General features: G+C 72.2%; 16 protein-coding genes. 7 read left to right on the forward strand and 9 right to left on the reverse strand.

Annotated elements, in window-relative coordinates; all coding sequences use genetic code 11:
- Positions 1 to 38: 38 nt before the first annotated feature.
- Genes ACZ68L_RS34065 through ACZ68L_RS34075 form a run of 3 tightly spaced genes read right to left on the reverse strand, consistent with a single transcriptional unit; the run spans position 39 to position 3,681 of the window.
- Entirely contained in the window at positions 39 to 2,609 is a 2,571-nt protein-coding gene (locus ACZ68L_RS34065) for an ABC transporter permease (protein WP_469584960.1), read from the reverse strand.
- The gene (locus tag ACZ68L_RS34070; RefSeq protein WP_469584963.1) at positions 2,606 to 3,394 is read right to left on the reverse strand and encodes an ABC transporter ATP-binding protein; all 789 of its coding nucleotides are present in this window, start codon (positions 3,392 to 3,394) and stop codon (positions 2,606 to 2,608) included. The genes ACZ68L_RS34065 and ACZ68L_RS34070 overlap by 4 nt, the downstream gene beginning before the upstream one ends.
- Positions 3,391 to 3,681 (reverse strand): SHOCT domain-containing protein, encoded by a 291-nt coding sequence (locus ACZ68L_RS34075; protein WP_469584967.1) that lies wholly within the window; start codon positions 3,679 to 3,681, stop codon positions 3,391 to 3,393. Before ACZ68L_RS34075 ends, ACZ68L_RS34070 begins: the two co-directional genes overlap by 4 nt.
- A 201-nt stretch (positions 3,682 to 3,882) precedes the next feature.
- Between ACZ68L_RS34075 and ACZ68L_RS34080 the strand changes: the two genes are divergently transcribed.
- Together ACZ68L_RS34080 and ACZ68L_RS34085 are read left to right on the forward strand one after the other, a co-directional pair.
- A complete protein-coding gene (locus ACZ68L_RS34080; protein WP_469584970.1) occupies positions 3,883 to 4,488 on the forward strand; it encodes a TetR/AcrR family transcriptional regulator in 606 nt (201 codons plus the stop codon).
- A gap of 26 nt (positions 4,489 to 4,514) precedes the next feature.
- Entirely contained in the window at positions 4,515 to 5,096 is a 582-nt protein-coding gene (locus ACZ68L_RS34085; RefSeq protein WP_469584973.1) for a DUF4865 family protein, read from the forward strand.
- 721 nt (positions 5,097 to 5,817) lie between these two features.
- On the opposite strand, the gene ACZ68L_RS34090 is transcribed toward ACZ68L_RS34085, so the two are convergent.
- Positions 5,818 to 7,032 carry an ROK family protein gene (locus ACZ68L_RS34090; RefSeq protein WP_469584977.1) on the reverse strand — a complete coding sequence of 405 codons (1,215 nt, stop codon included), beginning with the start codon at positions 7,030 to 7,032 and terminating at the stop codon, positions 5,818 to 5,820.
- A 121-nt stretch (positions 7,033 to 7,153) separates the two neighbouring features.
- Between ACZ68L_RS34090 and ACZ68L_RS34095 the strand changes: the two genes are divergently transcribed.
- On the forward strand, positions 7,154 to 8,368 hold the full coding sequence (locus ACZ68L_RS34095) for an MFS transporter (protein WP_469584981.1): 1,215 nt from the start codon (positions 7,154 to 7,156) through the stop codon (positions 8,366 to 8,368).
- Between the two features lie 74 nt (positions 8,369 to 8,442).
- Positions 8,443 to 9,198, forward strand: coding sequence for a maleylpyruvate isomerase family mycothiol-dependent enzyme (locus ACZ68L_RS34100; RefSeq protein WP_469584984.1), 756 nt, complete (start codon positions 8,443 to 8,445; stop codon positions 9,196 to 9,198).
- Positions 9,199 to 9,808: 610 nt separating this feature from the next.
- Here ACZ68L_RS34100 and ACZ68L_RS34105 read toward each other — a convergent pair.
- The 3 genes from ACZ68L_RS34105 to ACZ68L_RS34115 all read right to left on the reverse strand — a co-directional run bounded on the left by ACZ68L_RS34105 (position 9,809) and on the right by ACZ68L_RS34115 (position 12,673).
- Entirely contained in the window at positions 9,809 to 10,474 is a 666-nt protein-coding gene (locus ACZ68L_RS34105) for a response regulator transcription factor (RefSeq protein WP_469584987.1), read from the reverse strand.
- Positions 10,471 to 11,712, reverse strand: a complete 1,242-nt coding sequence (locus ACZ68L_RS34110) for a sensor histidine kinase (RefSeq protein ID WP_469584991.1) — start codon at positions 11,710 to 11,712, stop codon at positions 10,471 to 10,473. Before ACZ68L_RS34110 ends, ACZ68L_RS34105 begins: the two co-directional genes overlap by 4 nt.
- Before the next feature lie 226 nt (positions 11,713 to 11,938).
- Positions 11,939 to 12,673 (reverse strand): TetR/AcrR family transcriptional regulator, encoded by a 735-nt coding sequence (locus ACZ68L_RS34115; protein WP_469584994.1) that lies wholly within the window; start codon positions 12,671 to 12,673, stop codon positions 11,939 to 11,941.
- Between the two features lie 128 nt (positions 12,674 to 12,801).
- Here ACZ68L_RS34115 and ACZ68L_RS34120 point away from each other — a divergent pair, with 128 nt between their 5' ends.
- Positions 12,802 to 13,254: a nitroreductase family deazaflavin-dependent oxidoreductase gene (locus ACZ68L_RS34120; RefSeq protein ID WP_469584996.1), complete on the forward strand. Its 453-nt coding sequence runs from the start codon at positions 12,802 to 12,804 to the stop codon at positions 13,252 to 13,254.
- Between the two features lie 178 nt (positions 13,255 to 13,432).
- On the opposite strand, the gene ACZ68L_RS34125 is transcribed toward ACZ68L_RS34120, so the two are convergent.
- Positions 13,433 to 14,647 (reverse strand): geranylgeranyl reductase family protein, encoded by a 1,215-nt coding sequence (locus ACZ68L_RS34125; RefSeq protein ID WP_469584999.1) that lies wholly within the window; start codon positions 14,645 to 14,647, stop codon positions 13,433 to 13,435.
- A gap of 183 nt (positions 14,648 to 14,830) precedes the next feature.
- On the opposite strand from ACZ68L_RS34125, the gene ACZ68L_RS34130 reads away from it, so the two are divergent.
- A complete protein-coding gene (locus ACZ68L_RS34130; RefSeq protein ID WP_469585002.1) occupies positions 14,831 to 16,195 on the forward strand; it encodes a M20/M25/M40 family metallo-hydrolase in 1,365 nt (454 codons plus the stop codon).
- 154 nt (positions 16,196 to 16,349) lie between these two features.
- Positions 16,350 to 17,060, forward strand: coding sequence for an MBL fold metallo-hydrolase (locus ACZ68L_RS34135; protein WP_469585006.1), 711 nt, complete (start codon positions 16,350 to 16,352; stop codon positions 17,058 to 17,060).
- Here the strand turns inward: ACZ68L_RS34135 and ACZ68L_RS34140 are convergent.
- On the reverse strand, positions 17,019 to 18,056 hold the full coding sequence (locus ACZ68L_RS34140; protein ID WP_469585009.1) for an NUDIX domain-containing protein: 1,038 nt from the start codon (positions 18,054 to 18,056) through the stop codon (positions 17,019 to 17,021). The two genes, ACZ68L_RS34135 and ACZ68L_RS34140, sit on opposite strands and share 42 nt — an antisense overlap.
- Positions 18,057 to 18,325: the final 269 nt, after the last annotated feature.

The raw sequence follows: 18,325 nt of genomic DNA on the forward strand, positions 1-18,325 counted from the left end.
TTCCGCCGTGCCGCTCCGGCCGCGGATTGCGCTGTGCGCTACTCGGCGGCGACCGCTCGGAGCACGTCCAGCCGGGCCGCCCGACGGGCCGGCCGCCAGCCTGCCAGCGCCCCGGCCGCGATCCCGACGAGGGCGACCACCAGGAGCCGCAGCGGCGGCAGCGCGAAGGCGAGGGACGTGCCGCCCGCGGACGCGGACGCCTTGACCAGCACCCAGCCGAGGAAGCCGCCCAGCAGCAGGCCGCCCGTCGTGCCGAACGCCGCGACCAGGACGGACTCCCAGCGGACCATGGACCGCAGCTGGTTCCGGGTCTGCCCGACTGCCCGCAACAGGCCCAGTTCCCTGGTGCGTTCGTGGAGGGCCAGCGTGAGCGTGTTGGCGATGCCCAGCAGGGCGATCAGTACGGCAAGCGCCAGCAGGGCGTAGACCAGGGTGAGCATCATGTCGATGCCGCTCGCCGAGGACTGCGCGTACTCGCTGCGAGTCTGTACGTCCGGATTGCCGTACGCCGCCGCGGTCCTGGCGACCGCCGCCTTGCCGTCGGCGGTGGACACACCGGGCTCGAAGGAGACGGCGATCAGCGAGTCGGAGTCCTGCGCGCGGTGCGGGGCCCAGGCCTGACGGGTGATGACGTAGTCGCCCGCGAGTTCCGACCGGGCGTAGACGGCGCGGACCGTGAAGTTCCGCTGCGCGCCGTCGGCGAAGGCGAGCCGTGCGGTGGAGCCGGTGCGCAGTCCGCGCTCGGCGGCCTCGGTGCCGGACACGGCGATCCCGTTCGCGCCCAGGTCCTTCAGCGACCCCTCGACCGGCCCGAGGTCGAAGACCTTGCCGAGCGCGGCCGGGTCGGTGACGGTCAGGGCGCGTCCCGCGCCGTCGACCTCTGCGACCCCTTTGCCGAGGCCGACGGCGGTCGCGACCTCCGGCAGCCGGTCGACCGCCGGAGCGAGCCGGGGGCTGAGGCCGCTGCCGCCCGCGCCGAAGGCGGGAGCGCTGATGACCACGTCGCCCGCGAAGGACCGGTCCACCGTCCGGTTCATGGTCGTCTTCAGCGAGGCGCCGAAGACGGTGAAGAGCGAGACCACGGCGACGCCGATCATCAGCGCGGTCGCGGTGGAGGCGGTCCGCCGGGGGCTGCGCAGGGCGTTGCGCCTGGCCAGTCGGCCCGTGACGCCGCGCAGCCGGTCGAGCGGGGCGCCGAGGAACCGTACGGCGTACGAGGAGACGACGGGTCCGAGCACCACGAACGCGGCGACCGCCAGCACCGCGCCGGTGGCCGCCTGCCAGACGGACGGATCGCCCGACACACCGGTCAGGATGGTGCCGACGGAGACCAACAGAAGCACGGACCCGGCGAGGGCGCGCGTCCGGGAAGCCGCGGAGTCGTCGACGGCGCTCTCGCGCAGGGCGGCGAGCGGGGCGGTGCGTCCGGCCCGGACGGCGGGCAGGAGGGCGGAGCCGAGACAGACGAGGAAGCCGACGGCGAGCGGCAGCAGCAGGGACACCGCGCCGATCACCAGCGTGCCCTCGGGAAACGGGAATCCGACGGCGGGAAAGAGCGCCTGCAGCCCGGCGGCAACGCCGATGCCACCGGCCAGACCGGCCGTGGAGGCGATCATCCCGACCACTGTCGCCTCGACGAGTGTCGCGCCGACGACCTGACGGCGGGCGGCCCCGAGGGCGCGCAACAGCGCGTTCTCGCGGGTTCGCTGGGCGACGACGATCGCGAAGGTGTTGTGGATGGAGAAGGTGGCGACGAGCAGCACGATCCCGGAGAACACCAGCAGCAGCGTGGTGAACACGCTGAGGAACGCGCCGGAGATCATGTCGCGGTTCCCGGCGGCCGAGGCCTGTCCGGTGATGGCCTCGACTCCCCTGGGCAGTACGGGGCGCAGCGCGTCGACGAGTTCCTGCTGGCTGGTGCCCGTGGTCGCGCGCACCTGGATGGCCGATGCCTCGCCGGGCTTCGGCGTGAGGTACTTCTCCGCGTCGGCCTGCGTCAGCGCGGTGTAGGTGACCTGCCCCATGCCGTCCTGGCCGCTGAAGGTCGCCAGACCGACGATCCTGACGTGTACGGGGTCTGGGGTGCGCAGCACGGTCGTGTCGCCGATCCTGAGCCCGCCCCGGACGGCGGTGCCGCGGTTGACGACGGCTTCACCGGGCGCGGACGGGGCACGCCCGGCGGCGAGCCGGTACGGGTTGAGCCTCGGGTCGTCGATCCAGTTTCCGGCCAGGGTGGGCGGGCCCTGGCCTCCGACGGGTGTGCCGTCGGAGCCGATGAGCTGACCGGCGCCCTGGATGTCGGGCGCCGCCGCGGCGACCCCGGGGATCCGCTCGATCCTCTTCACGAGTGCGGTGTTCACCGGTTGCCGGACGCCCTGGGACTCACCGGCGACGGTGACCACATGGGAGCCGCGCACCACGGCGTCGGTACCGGCGGTCGCGTTGCCGAACATGGTGTCGAAGCTCGCGCGCAGGGTGGCGCCCATGACGAGCGTCCCGGTGAGGAACGCGACGCCGAGCAGGACGGCGACGAATGTGCCGGCGAACCGGCGCTTGTGGGCGCGGAGCGAGGAGATGCTCAGGCGTACGGAGGTCCGGGTGCCGGTCATGTGGTCACCGCCTGTGCGTGGGGTGGGGCGAAGGACTTGAAGCGGTCGAGCACGCGCTCCGCCGTGGGGTCGGGCATCCGGTCGACGAGCCTGCCGTCGGCGAGGAAGACGACCTCGTCGGCATGGGCCGCGGCGACCGGGTCATGGGTCACCATGACGACCGTGCGAGCGGTCTGCCGGACGGTGCGACCGAGCAGCCGGAGCACCTCCTGGCCCGAGCGGGAGTCGAGGTTGCCGGTCGGTTCGTCGGCGAAGACGACGTCGGGACTGCCCGCGAAGGCCCGCGCGACCGCCACGCGTTGCTGCTGTCCGCCGGACAGTTCACCGGGCCGGTGGTGCAGCCGGTCCCGCAGTCCGACGGTGTCGACGAGTGCGTCGAGCCACTCCGGGTCGGGCCGCTCCCCCGCGAGGTCCAGGGGGAGGGTGATGTTCTCGGCGACGGTGAGCGTCGGCAGGAGGTTGAAGGACTGGAAGACGAAACCGACGCGCCGGCGGCGCAGCAGGGTGAGCTTGCGGTCGTCGAGGGTGCTGAGGTCGGTGTCGCCGATGAAGGCGGAGCCGGAGGTGAGGGTGTCGAGTCCGGCCGCGCAGTGCATCAGGGTGGATTTGCCGGAGCCGGAGGGGCCCATGATGGCGGTGAAGCGGCCCGCCGGGAAGTCGACGCTCACCCCGTCCAGGGCCCTGACCCGGGTGTCGCCGTGGCCGTAGAGCTTCACGGCATCGACGACCCGCGCGGCGGCGTCGGCGGTAGGGGCGGACTTGGAGATGGGGACGGTGGTGGTCATGCCGGTCCTCCCTTGCTGCCGCGGCCGAACTGTTCGTCGAGGACGGAGATTCTGCGCCAGTACTCGTCCTCCTCGATCTCTCCGGCCGCGAAGCGGCGGCCGAGCAGGGTGATCGGGGACGGTTCGGCGGGGCCTTCCTGGGCGGCACGGGCCTGCCAGGGGCCTCCGCGGCCGTGCCGGACCGTGCGGCGCAGAAATGTGACACCGCCGATGACGACGGCCGCCCACAAGAGCGGGAAGAGCAGGATCCAGGGCCCGGGTCCACCGCTGTACGCCAGGGTGTTCATCTCGGTCGTCTCCCTCGGTTCGGTAGTCGTGTTCAGGTTTTCCTGACGCTGAAGAGCCTGGCCCCGAGAGGGGGTCCGGGTCGTCGTACGGCCAGCGGCCGTACGCGTACCACCTCGGGAGTACGTGGCGGATCCGCGGCTGCTCCCCCCGGCCGACCGAGATCGCTGGATTCTGTACCTACCAGTATGTACAGTCGCTTCATGAGCACTCCGGAACGCCTGATCGAGGCCACCCAGGAGCTCCTGTGGGAGCGCGGCTATGTGGGCACCAGCCCCAAGGCCATCCAGCAGCAGGCGGGCGCGGGCCAGGGCAGCATGTACCACCACTTCGCGGGCAAACCCGATCTGGCGCTGGCGGCCATCCGCCGCACGGCCTCACAGATGCGCGAGACGGCCGGGCGACTGCTCGACGGGCCGGGAACGGCGTACGAGCGGATCTCGGCGTACCTCGTGCGCGAGCGCGACGTGCTGCGCGGCTGCCCGGTCGGCCGGCTGACGATGGATCCGGATGTGGTGGCCAGTGACGAGCTGCGCGCACCGGTCGACGAGACGATCCGCTGGCTGCGCGGCCGGCTCACCGAGATCGTTCGGGAGGGCCTGGACCAGGGCGAGTTCTCCCGTTCCCTGGTCGCCGAGGAGGTGGCGGCGACGATCGTCGCGACCGTGCAGGGCGGTTACGTGCTGGCCCGCGCCGCCGGTTCGACGGAAGCCTTCGACGCGGGCGCTCGCGGCCTGCTCTCGCTGCTCGCCCCACGCGACACCGCCGACCGGCACCCGCGGGCCGGTGCCGACGAGCACCAGGTCTGACGAGGACCCGGCCCGAGGAGCGCACAATGCATGCCATGCAGTACGAGATCACCCTCCCCGCCGACTACGACATGGGGATCATCCGCGACCGCGTCGCGACGAAGGGCCACCTGCTGGACAGCTTTCCGGGCCTCGGCGTCAAGGCGTACCTGATCCGCGAACAGGGCGAGTACTCGCCGGTGAACCAGTACGCGCCCTGCTATCTGTGGACGACTCCGGAGGGCATGAACTCTTTCCTGTGGGGTCCCGGATTCCAGGGCATCGTCCAGGACTTCGGGCGTCCCCAGGTGCAGCACTGGACCGGGCTGGCGTACGAGGAAGGGCCGGCGTCGGCCGCACTCCCCCGCACGGCCACCCGCCACCGGGCGGCCGTCACGGCCTCTGTCGCACCCGCGGACGCGGTCGAGGCGGGCCTCGCGGAGAGCCGCAGGCTGGCGAGGGCGCCCGGCGCGGTGGCCACGGCGCTGGCGATCGACCCCCGCCGCTGGGAACTTCTCCACTTCACCCTCTGGGAGCACGACACCCCCGAGGCTCCCGGCGAACGGTACGAGGTCCTTCATCTGAGCGCGCCGGAGCGGGACCGACTCGGAGCGGGACGGCAGTGGTAGCGAACGTCCGCACCGTACTCTGCGATGTTCCCGTCGCCGAGTTGGGCGTCTGCGACTCTCATGACCACCTCTTCACCGGTGCGCCGATCCGCCGTCCACCCGGAGCCGGGAACGACCGCACTCGACGTACTGGACCTGCTCCGCGAGGAGTTGGCCGTCGCGCCGCAGCGGGTGGTCCTGGGCCATGCGGGCCGGCCACCGGACGGGGCCGTACCGCGTGACGCGGCGCGGACGGGAGCGTTTGTGGCGTTCGACGGCCCGTCACGGGCCCATCACCCGAGGGACCGGCGGCTGCCCGAGCAGCTGACCGCCCTCGCCGACGCAGGCCTCGGCGGGCAGTTGCTCCTGGGCGGAGACACGACGGTGCCCGGGACCCCGGGCCTGCCGTATCTGCTGTGCCCTCGCCTCGAACAGGCCCTGGAGAAACAGACGTTGGACGCAATCCTGGTAGGTCCTGTCCTGTCGATCTTCGTGGATCGGCCCGGGGCGTCTGGTGCGGTGCATCGCAAGGCGGAGGTTCGTCCTCGTACTGAACGTGCTTGGGCGACACCGACAACGCGGCGAGGTGCCGCACCAGACGCCCCGGGCCACCGAAGTTCGGCACGACAGGGCCTAGGCGACGCGGCACGGGCCTTCGCGTGGAGGACGCCTTCGGGTCGATCCGACGGCTGAGGACGGCGCGGCCGTCCCCCACGTCGTCACACGGGCCCGGCCGCCCCCGTCACGCGAGCGCGGCCAGCGGATCGTCCAGGACCGGCTGCCAGGCCAGTTCCGCCGCGCCCACCAGGCTGTTGTGGTCGAGCGTGCACGGCAGGATCGGCACGCTGCCGCTGCGCCCCCACAGGCTGCGGTCGGCCACCACCGCGCGCAGCCGTTCCGGATCCGCGTCGAGCAGGGCTCGGTGCAGTCCGCCGAGGATGATGCGATCGGGGTTGAGGATGTTGACCAGACCGGCGAGCCCGAGGCCGAGCCGGTCGATCAGTTCCTCGGCCGCGCCCCGCACCGCAGCGTCCGCGTACTCCGTGCGCAGCAGATCGCCGGCCTGCTTGAGCAGCGACTCCTCCGGACCGGGTTCCCGGCGGGCGGCGACGAGGAAGGCCAACGGGTCGGTCTCTACGTCCAGGCAGCCCCGGCCGCCGCAGTGGCACGGGCGGCCCTCCGGATTCACGGTGAGATGCCCGACCTCCAGCGCGAGTCCCGAACTCCCGGTGTGCAGACGGCCGTCGAGGACCAGAGCACCGCCCACGCCCCGGTGCCCGGTGGCCACACAGAGCAGATGCTGGGCGCCTCGCCCAGCACCGTGCCGGTGTTCGGCGAGCGCGGCGAGATTGACGTCGTTCCCGGTGAACGCGGGTCCGGGGATGCCCGCCTCCCGTACGCAGGCGGCGAAGATCTCACGCACCGGCGCCCCCGCCGGCCAGGCGATGTGCAGCGGGTTGAGCGCGGTGCCCTCCGGCTCGGCGACCGCGGACGGCACCGCGAGGCCCGCCCCGACGCAGCGCAGCCCGCTGTCCCGGAGCAGCCGGGCGCAGTCGTCGACCACTTCGCCGATGACCTGCGCCGGGTCGGCCGTGACGGCGACACAGCCGGGGGCGGTGGCGACGAGCCGTCCGCCGAGCCCGACGAGCGCGGCCCGGTACCCGTCGGCGTGCACCTGCGCGGCGATCGCGACGGGCCCGGACTCACGGATGGCCAGCCGGTGCGAGGGGCGACCCTGCGATCCGGCGGCGGAGCCGGGCCGGGAGTCGACCCGGATCAGGCCGAGCGCCTCCAGTTCCGCGGCGACCGCGCCGGCCGTCGCCCGGGTGACGCCGAGTTCGGAGGTGAGGACGGCGCGGGTGGGCGCGCGTCCGGTGTGGACCAGTTCCAGCGCGGGTCCGAGCGCGCTGCGGCCCCTCTCCAATTTTGTCCGGGTGGTGGTCACCTTGCCGTTCATGGGGGCGAGTCTCCCATGATCCGGAGGTGCCGCCGACGCCCCGGTGGCTCAGTTGTGCCCCTTGTGGCCGCCATGGGCGGCCGTCTTGCGCCCGTCGTCCGGACGCCCCTATGCTGAGTTTGTGCCGCAACTAAACAAACTGCGGACGGCCCTGCCGGGGGGACCGGGCGGAGACACCGCCCGACCTTCGACGACCCGCCTCCGTACCGCGCTGACCGTGTTCTTCGCCCTCGACGGCTTCCTCTTCGCCGGCTGGGTGGTCCGCATCCCGGCGATCAAGCACCAGACCGGTGCTTCGGCCTCCACCCTGGGGCTCGCTCTGCTCGGCGTATCCGCCGGGGCCGTGGTGACGATGATGCTCACCGGCCGGCTGTGCCGTCGCTTCGGCAGCCACCCGGTCACCGTGGTCTGCGGCGTCCTTCTCTCCCTGAGCATCGCCCTGCCCGCACAGACGCATTCGGCCCTCGCGCTCGGCTCGGTGCTGCTGGTCTTCGGGGCCGCGTACGGGGGGATGAACGTCGCGATGAACAGCGCGGCGGTCGATCTGGTGGCCGCGCTGCGACGCCCGGTGATGCCGAGCTTCCACGCCGCGTTCAGTCTCGGCGGAATGGTCGGTGCCGGGCTCGGCGCGCTGGTCGCGGGCGGCCTCTCCCCCGCCACGCACCTCTTCGCCCTCACCGGGGTCGGACTCCTCGTCACCGCGGCGGTCGGACCGGTGCTGCTGCGCGACCCGGCACCGAAATCCGCACCCGCCACCGACGGGGCGCGAAAGCCGCGACGGCTGGACGGGCGGGCCCGCCGCCTGGTGCTCCTCTTCGGTGTGATCGCGCTCTGCACCGCCTACGGCGAGGGCGCGCTGGCCGACTGGGGCGCCCTCCATCTGGAACAGGACCTGCACGCCCACCCGGGCACCGCCGCCGCCGGGTACTCCCTGTTCGCACTGGCCATGACGGCCGGCCGGCTCAGCGGCACAGCGCTGCTCGAACGCCTCGGCCAGACCCGGACCCTGGTCGTGGGCGGCGCCACGGCCGCCGCCGGAATGCTGCTCGGCTCGCTGGCCCCGAGCGTCTGGCCGGCGCTCCTCGGTTTCGCCGTCACCGGTCTCGGTCTGGCCAATATCTTTCCCGTCGCGGTCGGTCGGGCCGGCGAGCTGGCCGGGCCGGGGGGTGTGGCCGCCGCGTCGACGCTCGGCTACGGAGGGATGCTGCTCGGACCGCCCGCGATCGGCTTCCTGGCGGACTGGGCCTCCCTCCCGGCGGCCCTCACCACGGTGGCGCTGCTGGCCACCGCGGCTGCTGTACTGGGGTACGGAGCGCGCAACGCCGCACACGCCTGAGAGACCGGCCGCACCGCATGGGATGGCCGGAACCACCCCGCCGAGGAGGCCGAACCGCTGGCACAATCGAAGACATGGAGATCACGGACCACATCAAGTCCCTGGCCGACGAGGGACGGATGCTGGCAACCGCCGCGCAGGAGGCGGGCACGGCGGCTCCCGTGCCCACCTGTCCGGGCTGGCAGGTACGTGATCTGCTCCGGCACACGGGGATGGTGCATCGCTGGGCTACCGCACTCGTCGTCGAGGGACACACCTCGTACCACCCGGACGGCGGGGAACCCGGGCTGGACGGGCCCGAGTTGCTCGGCTGGTTCCGCGAGGGCCACCGCCTCCTTGTCGACGCACTGGAGGCCGCGCCCGCCGGACTGGAGTGCTGGTCCTTCATGCCCGCGCCGTCGCCACTGGCCTTCTGGGCACGACGGCAGGCGCACGAGACCACGATTCACCGGGTGGACGCGGAATCGGCGCGCGGCGGGCGGCTGTCGCCGGTGACGGCCGATCACGCGGTGGACGGCATCGACGAGTTGCTGTGTGGATTCCACGCGCGCCCGAAGAGCAGAGTGCGTACCCGCACACCGCGTTCCCTGCGGGTGCGGGCCACCGACGCGGGCACCACGTGGACCGTACGGCTGTCACCGGAACCGCCGCAGACCGTACGGCATGAAGCGGCTCCCGAGGAGGGCTCGGCGGACTGCGAATTGAGCGCGACGGCCGGTGAGCTCTATCTGATGCTCTGGAACCGGCTGCCGCTCACCGCGATCCCCGTGACGGGCGACCCCGAACCGGCCCGGATCTGGTGCGAGAACTCCGGGGTCACCTGGTCCTGAGAGCAGGCCCGGACGAGGTGGTGTCCGGCAGCCCCCAGGGCCTTTCGTTTGGATCAGGCCGGATCAGTGAGCGGGGTCCGGTGCCGTGGATCGCGAGGCGGAGGAGGGAGGCAGATGGGGTCTCCCCTGCTCGAACGGAGCCGAGAGCTCGGGGAAAGAGCCATGGCGACCGACGACAACGCGGCGAGGCGCGGTGCCGGGGCACGCGAGCCCCGGCGTGATCCAAACGAAAGCCCCTGCCCCCGGGAGGCACGCGGCAAGGCGGTCGGCCCCCGCGCCGTCCAGCATCCGGGCGAGCACCGACCTCTGCAGCGGCTCGACCTCCGCGTGCCGTGCCCGGCCCTTCGCCGTCGGCTCGACCCTGACGTGGTGACCGCGGTCGCGCCGGCCGGGCTGCTGGTCACTCTGACCGGGCTGCGGCGTGGCCGGCCCGTGCGGCGCACCGTGCTGATCGCCTCGTCCGAAATGGACCGGGCCGCCGCGGCCGAGGCGGCCGCCGCCCGGAAGGTGTCCGTGCGGGACCGACCGTCCGGCGAGGGGGAACGTGCGGTGGCCGACGGGAAGTCACCCTGTCGGCCACCGCGCGTCCGACGCTTCGCAGCGGGCAGGGTCAGCCGAGCCAGCCGGGGCGCACGAGACCCGACTCATAGGCGAGCACGACGAGTTGGGCCCGGTCGCGGGCGCCGAGCTTCACCATCGTCCGGCTGACGTGGGTCTTGGCGGTGAGCGGACTGACCACCAGCCGTCTGGCGATCTCCTCGTTGGAGAGCCCGATACCGACGAGCGCCATCACCTCCCTTTCCCGTTCGGTGAGTTCACTCAGGCCGGTCGCCGCGGCGGGCTCCTTGGAGCGGGCCGCGAACTCGGCGATCAGACGGCGGGTGACCCCCGGTGAGAGCAGGGCGTCGCCCCCGACCACGGCGCGTACCGCCCGCAGCAGCTCATCCGGTTCGGTGTCCTTGACGAGAAAGCCGGAGGCGCCGGAGCGGATCGCCTCGAAGACGTACTCGTCGAGCTCGAAGGTGGTGAGCATGACCACCTTGACGTCGCTCAGTTCGGGATCCCCGGTGATGGCGCGGGTTGCGGCGAGGCCGTCGAGACGTGGCATCCGGATGTCCATCAGCACGGTGTCCGGACGCAGTTCGCGTACCAGGCGCACCGCTTCCTCGCCGTCGGCGGCCTCCCCCGCCACCTCGATGTCCGGCTGGGCGTCCAGCAGGGCCCGGAAGCCGGCCCGGACCAGCAGCTGGTCGTCGGCGAGCAGTACGCGGATCACGTCGTCTCCTCCTTGCGCGCCGATGCGCCAGGTGTGTCGGAAGGCAGCGGAAGCTCGGCCCGCACCCGGAAGCCGCCGTCGGTCCGGGGCCCCGCCTCGATCGTGCCACCGAGTGCGGCGGCGCGCTCACGCATGCCCGCCAGCCCGTTGCCGCTGCCTCCGGCGTCGTTGCCGGTGGCGGGCCCCTCGTCGTCGATCCGGAGCCGGATCCGGCCGGGCTCGTAGCCGATCCGCACCTGCGCGGTGCGCGATCCGGAGTGCCGGACCACATTCGTCAGCGCCTCCTGCACGATCCGGAAGGCGGCGAGATCCGCCCCGGGCGGGACGGCGCCGCGTACCCCTTCGGCCTCGACGGTGACGGTCAGTCCGGTGCTCGCCGCCTGTTCGACGAGCTCGGGAAGCCGGTCCAGTCCGGGGGCCGGGGTCCGAGGGGCGTCTCCCGGGGTGCGCAGGGTGTCCAGGACCTGACGGACCTCGCCCAGCGCCTCCTTGCTGGCGGCCTTGATGGTGGTGAGGGCGGTGCGGGCCTGCTCGGGGTCGGAGTCCAGCAGCGCGAGTCCGACACTCGACTGGACGTTGATCACGGAAATGCTGTGGGCCAGGACGTCATGGAGCTCACGGGCCATCCGCAGCCGCTCCTCGTCGGCCCGGCGCTGTTCCGCGGCCTCCCGCTCCGCGCGCTGGTCCGCCCACTGCTCACGGCGTACGCGGACGAACTCGGCGGCGGCGATGATGGCCACCACCCAGGCGGCGACGCCCAGTTCCTGCCCCCAGGGAGGGACGTGGTCCTCGGCGGGCGGCAGCCACCGGTAGAGCCAGTGCGCCACCAAAACATGCCCCAGCCACACCATGGTTACGGCCGACCAGGCGGCCCGCCGGTGCCCGGCGACAACCGCGCTGAAGCAGCCCACGGCGACGGCCAGGAAGACCGGTCCGTACGGATAGCCGGCCGCCAGGTAGACCATCGCGGCGGCCGAACTTCCGAAGACGGCCACCACGGGGTGGCGGTGGCGCAGCAGGAGCACGGCGACGGCGAGGAAGAGCAGCAGCCGCGCGAAGACGTCCAGCGGTGCCCGCTCGTCCATCTGCCCCCGGGCCGCGACGGTCGAACCGATCATGACGACGGCCCCGAGCACGATCGTCGACGGCCAGGGCAGCCGGGAGGCGTACTGCCCCGGTGTCTCCGTCAGCCACCGCGGAGGCTCGCCGTGCAGCCGGTGTGGGCGTTGCTCTTCCATGTCCGCCACGCTAGACCGCGGGCCGTGGCGGGGTCGTCAGCCGGGCGCGGTGGTCACCCGTACTCCCTGTGGAGTACGTCGAACGGGGCGGGCGGCGGGCGAAGTACGCCGCGTCCCGGGAAGGCCCGGACCGGGCGAGCGGCGTCTGCCCGGCGGAGCATGGCCCCGGCCTCCTCGTGCACGGCTCACGGCCGGGCCCGCCGGTTGTGAGCCGTGCACGAGGCCGTCAGGCGCTGCGGTGGCCGAGCAGACCGACTGTGCGGGCCAGTTCGGTGACGGCTTCACGGAAGAAGATCTCCCTGGCCTCCACCACCCGGTGGAACTGGCCGAAGATCTCGAAGGAGATCAGCCCGAACAACTGCGACCACGCGGCGACCAGTGGAGCGACCACCCCGGGAGGCAGGTCGGGGGCGAACTCGGCGACCATCCGCTCGGCCTCGGTGCGCAGTTCGTCGGCGAGCGGCGGCACGGCCAGACCGTCGGTGCGGAAGGCCTCGCCGACGATGGCGATCAGGACGAGGCCGACACGGGAGGCGGGGCCGGTCGTCGCCTGCGGCGCGGTGTAGCCGGGCACCGGCGAACCGTAGATCAGGGCGTACTCATGGGGGCGGGAGAGGGCCCAGTCGCGTACGGCGCGGGCGACCGCCGTCCAGCGTGCGAGGTGGGGGGCGGCGTCGGCACGGGCGGCCCGGTGGGCGGCGTCGGCACGGGCGGCCCGGTGGGCGGCCTCGGCGCTCTCGCCGACGGAGTCGTAGGCGTCGATGATCAGGGCCGTGAGCAGTTCGTCCCGGCTGGGGAAGTAGCGGTAGAGCGCGGAGGACGCCATCCCGAGTTCCCGTGCGACCGCCCGCAGCGACAGCTTCGCGGCACCCTCGGCCGCGAGCTGCTTCCTCGCCTCCTCCTTGATGGCGGCGGTGATCTCGATACGGGCCCGTTCCCTGGCTCCTCGGACAGCACTCATGGCTCTCAGTCTGCCATGGATGAAGAGCACCGACCAACAACGAGAGCACCGCTCTTGCTTTGGAGTGCCACTTCTGTGCACACTGCTCTCAAGCGAGAGCAGTGCTCTCAATATGTGAGGGAGTCACCATGTCTCAGCCGTACTACCTTCAGGGCAACGCCTTCAACGTCCGGATGAACAGCGTCATCGGCTGGCTCGCCCGGCACGGCGTCAGCCTGCTCGGCTCGGCCGAGTTGTCGGTGCGCGGCCGCAGGAGCGGACAGCTGCAGCGCATCCCGGTGAACACCCACACCTACGACGGCGCGCAGTATCTGGTCTCCGCACGGGGCCACTCCCAGTGGGTACGCAACATGCGGGCCGCCGGTGGCGGCGAGCTGAGGGTGGGCCGGAGGGTCCGCACCTTCACGGCCGTGGAGATCGCGGACGACGAGCAGAAGGTGCGGGTCGTCCGCGCCTATCTGGAGCGGTGGGGCTGGGAGGTCAACCAGTACTTCCAGGGCATCACCGCGAAGTCCACGGACACCGAACTGCTGGCCGCCTGCCCCGACCACCCCGTCTTCCGGATCACCGTCAAGGGCTGACCGTGCGGCTCGGCCCGCTCTCGGCCTCACGGCCCGGCGCCGTGACCGGAGGGTTCAACCGCCCGCGGCGTCCGGCACGGCAGCCCGCCGCGCCGTCGCATCACCCGAGCGCGTCCGGCAAAGCGGGCGACCGCCGCCTCGCGACACACCGCGCCGGACGCCGGCGAACCTCTCCGGCCTAGCGGTCCATCGCGGACAGGGCCCGCTGCGCCAGCGGGTGCGTACGGACCAGCTCGGCCAGGGAGGTCGTGCCGCGCGTGATCCCGGCGAACGCGTTCCAGGCCGGACGGAACCCCGTCAGCACCGCGTGCAGCACCCCCGGACGGCGCTCGAACAGCTTGAGCATGCGCCGCCCGACACCCATCTCGACACCCAGGCCCGCCTTGATGGCGAAGGCATAGTTCAGCGCCTGCCGCCGGGCGTCCACCGCGTCGTGCGACTCCGCGATCCGGACCGCCCACTCACCGGCGAGCCGCCCCGACCGCAACGCGAAGGAGATACCTTCGCGGGTCCACGGCTCCAGCAGCCCCGCCGCGTCGCCGCACACCAGCACCCGCCCGCGCGACAGCGGCGAGTCGTCACTGCGACAGCGCGTCAGATGCCCGGAGGAGATCTTCGGCTCGAAGCCGGCCAGACCGAGCCGGGCGATGAAGTCCTCCAAGTACCGCTTGGTCCCCGCCCCATCACCCCGCGCCGAGATCACACCGACGGTGAGGGTGTCCCCCTTGGGGAACACCCAGCCGTAACTGCCGGGCAGGGGGCCCCAGTCGATCAGCACCCGGCCGGCCCAGTCCTCCGCCACAGTCTGCGGAACCGGGATCTCCGCCTCCAGGCCGAGGTCCACCTGGTCGAGTTTCACCCCGACATGGGCTCCTATCCGCCCCGCACTGCCGTCCGCACCGACGACCGCGCGGGCCAGGACCGTCTCGCCTCCGGAGAGCACCACGGCGACCGTGCGCCGGTCCGGCACCGCGGCACCGTGCTGCTCGACCCTTGTCACCGTCGCTCCGGTACGGAGTTCGGCGCCCGCCTTCTGGGCCTCCTCGACCAGCCCCGCGTCGAACTCCGGGCGGTTGATGAGCCCGAAGAGCATCCGCTTGGAGCGACGGGTCCGCGCCAGCCTGCCGTTGAGCGAGAACGTGACCGCGTGGATCCGGTCCCGCAGCGGCAGTTCGAATCCGGGCGGCAACGAATCACGCGAAAAACCGATGATGCCGCCGCCGCACGTCTTGTAGCGGGGCAGCTCCGCCTTTTCCAGGAGCAGTACCCGTCGGCCGGCCACCGCCGCCGCGTATGCCGCGGAGGCTCCGGCCGGTCCGCCGCCCACTACGACGACGTCCCACACGGACGACTCTTCGTGCTCATGCCCGGCGTCTGCGTTCTCGCTGCTCACGATGTGCTTCTGCTCCCGATCCCACCAGTGGCCCATGCTGCTCACGGCATCCTACGGCGCGCCCGGCCCGGCCCCCTCTGTGGGAGGATCGACCGTACGTTCATCCTCCATGCAACGCCGCTCACTCGGTACGCATGTGGCCGGATTCGTACCCATAACGTCGCACCCACGAGGAGCGTGCCCATGACCGCCCGTCCGATCTCCGAGACCATTGCCTCGCTCATGCCCCGTGCCAGGGCGGAGCTGACCGAGCTGGTGGCCTTCCAGTCGGTGGCGGATCCCGCGCAGTTCCCGAGGAGCGAGTGCGAGGCGGCCGCCGACTGGGTCGCCGACGCGCTGCGTGCCGAGGACTTCCAGGATGTCGCCCTGCTCGACACCCCCGACGGGACCCGGTCGGTGTACGGCTTCCTGCCCGGCCCGGCAGGCGCCCCGACCGTGCTGCTCTACGCGCACTACGACGTGCAGCCGCCGCTCGACGAGTCCGCCTGGCTCTCCCCGCCGTTCGAGCTGACGGAGCGTGACGGCCGCTGGTTCGGCCGCGGCGCGGCCGACTGCAAGGGCGGCTTCATCATGCACCTCCTCGCCCTGCGCGCACTCAAGGCGCACGGCGGCGTCCCGGTCTCCGTCAAGGTGATCGCCGAGGGTTCCGAGGAGCAGGGCACCGGAGGTCTGGAGCGGTACGCCGAGGCGCACCCCGAGCTGCTGACCGCCGACACGATCGTCATCGGCGACACCGGCAACTTCCGGGTCGGACTGCCGACGGTCACCGCGACGCTGCGCGGTATGACGATGCTGCGGGTCACGCTCGACACCCTCGAAGGGAACCTGCACTCCGGCCAGTTCGGCGGCGCCGCCCCGGACGCGCTGGCCGCGATGATCCAGCTGCTGGCCTCGCTGCGCGCCGAGGACGGCACCACGACCGTCGACGGACTCGCCACGGACGCCGAGTGGGACGGACTGCAGTACCCGGAGGCCGATTTCCGCAAGGACGCGAAGGTTCTCGACGGTGTCGGACTGATCGGAACGGGTACGGTCGCCGACCGGATCTGGGCCCGGCCCGCCGTCACCGTCATCGGCATCGACTGCCCGCCCGTGGTCGGCGCGACTCCCTCGCTCCAGGCGAGCGCGCGGGCTCAGATCAGCCTGCGGGTGCCGCCGGGCCAGGACGCCGCCGCGGCGACGGAGCTGCTGACCTCCCACCTGAAGGCGCACGCCCCCTGGGGGGCCAGGGTGTCGGTGGAACAGGTGGGCCAGGGCCAGCCGTTCCGCGCGGACACCTCCAGCCCCGCGTACACGTCGATGGCGCAGGCGATGGAGGCCGCGTACCCCGGCGAGAAGATGCAGACGTCCGGGATGGGCGGCTCGATCCCCCTCTGCAACACGCTCGCCGCCCTCTACCCGGAGGCCGAGATCCTGCTGATCGGCCTGAGCGAGCCGGAGGCGCAGATCCACGCGGTGAACGAGAGCGTGTCGCCCGAGGAGCTGGAGCGGCTGTCGCTCGCCGAGGCCCTGTTCTTGCGGAACTACGCCGATTCCAAGCAGGGCTGATCGCACGTCATCCATGTCCGGTCCCGCGGGCTGCCGGCACCCGGCCGGCCCGCGGGGTGCCGGGCCGGTCGCGTGGCCGGTCTACGCGCTGAGCGAAGCTCGCCCAGAGCGTAGATCCGGTCGCCGGGCGGGCGGGGCCACGTACGTTCGATGTATGGATCTCGTCGAGGTGCTTCCCCAACTGCACATGTTCCGCTTCCCCATCGGCCAGGCGTACCTGTGGCGCGACGGCGCGGACCTGACTCTGATCGACGCGGGCGACATCGATGCCGCGCCCGCGATCGAGGGCGCGGTGCGCGGCCTCGGCCTGGACCCGGGCCGCATCGGCCGGATCGTCGTCACCCACGGGCATCGCGACCACTACGGCGCGGCCCAGGAGCTCGCCGACCGGTACGGCGCCGAGATCCTGGCCCATCGGCTGGACGCGCCGGTGATCCGCGGCGAGGAGGAGATCGCCGACCCCGTCCTGCTGGACTGGGAGCGCCCGTTGTACGAGCGCGCGCTGACCGTTCCTCCGGCGCCGCCGACCCGCGTGGACCGCGAGCTGGCCGACGGCGACGAGATCGCGTTCGGTTCGGGAGCCCGGGTGGTCCACTCCCCCGGTCACACCCCCGGCTCCATCGGGATCCATCTGTCGCACCACGGGGTGCTGTTCACCGGCGACTGCGTGGCCGGGGTCGGCCGGGTGATGCTGGGCGTCTTCAACATCGACCGGGCGCGGGCCATGGCCTCGTTCCGGCGGCTGGCCGCGCTGGAGCCGGCCACGGCCTGCTTCGGGCACGGCGATCCGCTCACCGCCGACGCCGCCGCGGTGCTGCGTGCGTCAGCCGACCGGGACTCCGGCCTCCAGGTTGAGCACGGTTGACCGCTCCCGGGCGCGCAGCGCCCAGCGCAGCCGTTCGTACCGGGTGGGGGGCAGCATGGTGGCTGCCTCCACCTCGGTGACGAACCGCCAGTCGCGCAGTTCGGAACCGGGCAGCAGCAGCCGTTCGGCGTCGGCACGGGGCAGCAGGCCGCCGTCGAAGAGCATCCGCAGCCCTCCGTAGCCGGGGGGTTCGGGTGCCTCCCAGTCGACGACGAGGAGTTTCGGCACCCGATCGAGATGGATGCCTATCTCCTCGGCCACTTCACGGATCCCGGCCTGTGCCGGTGCCTCTCCGGCCTCGACCACTCCGCCGGGGAACTCCCAGCCGGGCTTGTACGTCGGGTCGACGAGCAGCACCCGGTCGCGTTCGTCGAAGAGCAGCACACCGGCCGCGACGGTCTCCGCGGTCGGCTCGGGGGTCTGCACGATCTCGCATGCGGCGGCCGTTCCGGTGCGGACCGCCTCGGCTATGTGCTCGGCCGTCTCGTGCGGGGAGAGCGCGCTGGTGTCGATGGTGTGGGCGTCCCGGGTGAGCCAGCCGAGCGCCGCCCGATAGGGCTCGATGTGTTCGTAGACCCACTGCCGGATCCGTTCGCTGTGCTCCGGGTCGTCGGCGAACTCCACCCCGTCGGCGATCCGTTTGCGCAGGATCGTTTCCTCAGGTGAGAGCAGGACATGGCGCACCGGAATGCGCCGGGAGGCGAGCCCTCCGAAGATCTCATCGCGATACTCCTGTCGCAGCAGCGTCATCGGCACCACCAGCACCCCGGGCATCTCGGCGAGCAGGGCCGCCGCGGTGTCCACCACCAGTCGCCGCCAGATCGGCAGGTCCTGGAAGTCCGTCACCTCGGCAAGCCGCTTCTGGGGCAGCAGACACCGCAGCCCCGCGCCGATCAATTCGGGGTCGTAGAAGGTGCTGTTCGGGATCAGATCGACAAGCTCGCGCGCGGCGCTCGTCTTGCCCGCGCTGAACGCACCGTTGATCCAGACGATCACGGTTCCCCCTCTTCCGTAGCCCCCTGTGGCTTGCCCGCAACACCCTGCCGCGAAAACCCGGCTGTCGCGATGCTGTTGCCCGAAAGGAACCATCGGATGCCCCTGGACGGCGTCCCACTGCACGAGTCCGGCCGTCCGCACAGCCGTAACGGGGGCGGCGGCAGGTCGTTGGAGGGCGTTGTCACGTTGGTGGGGTGTTGATCGATTGAGGGCGCGTCAGGGCGTGGAGGGGTCGGGCGGGGGCCTGGGTCACGCTGCGGCAGGCAGGC

The sequence above is a fragment of the Streptomyces sp. NPDC104309 genome, assembly GCF_055584025.1.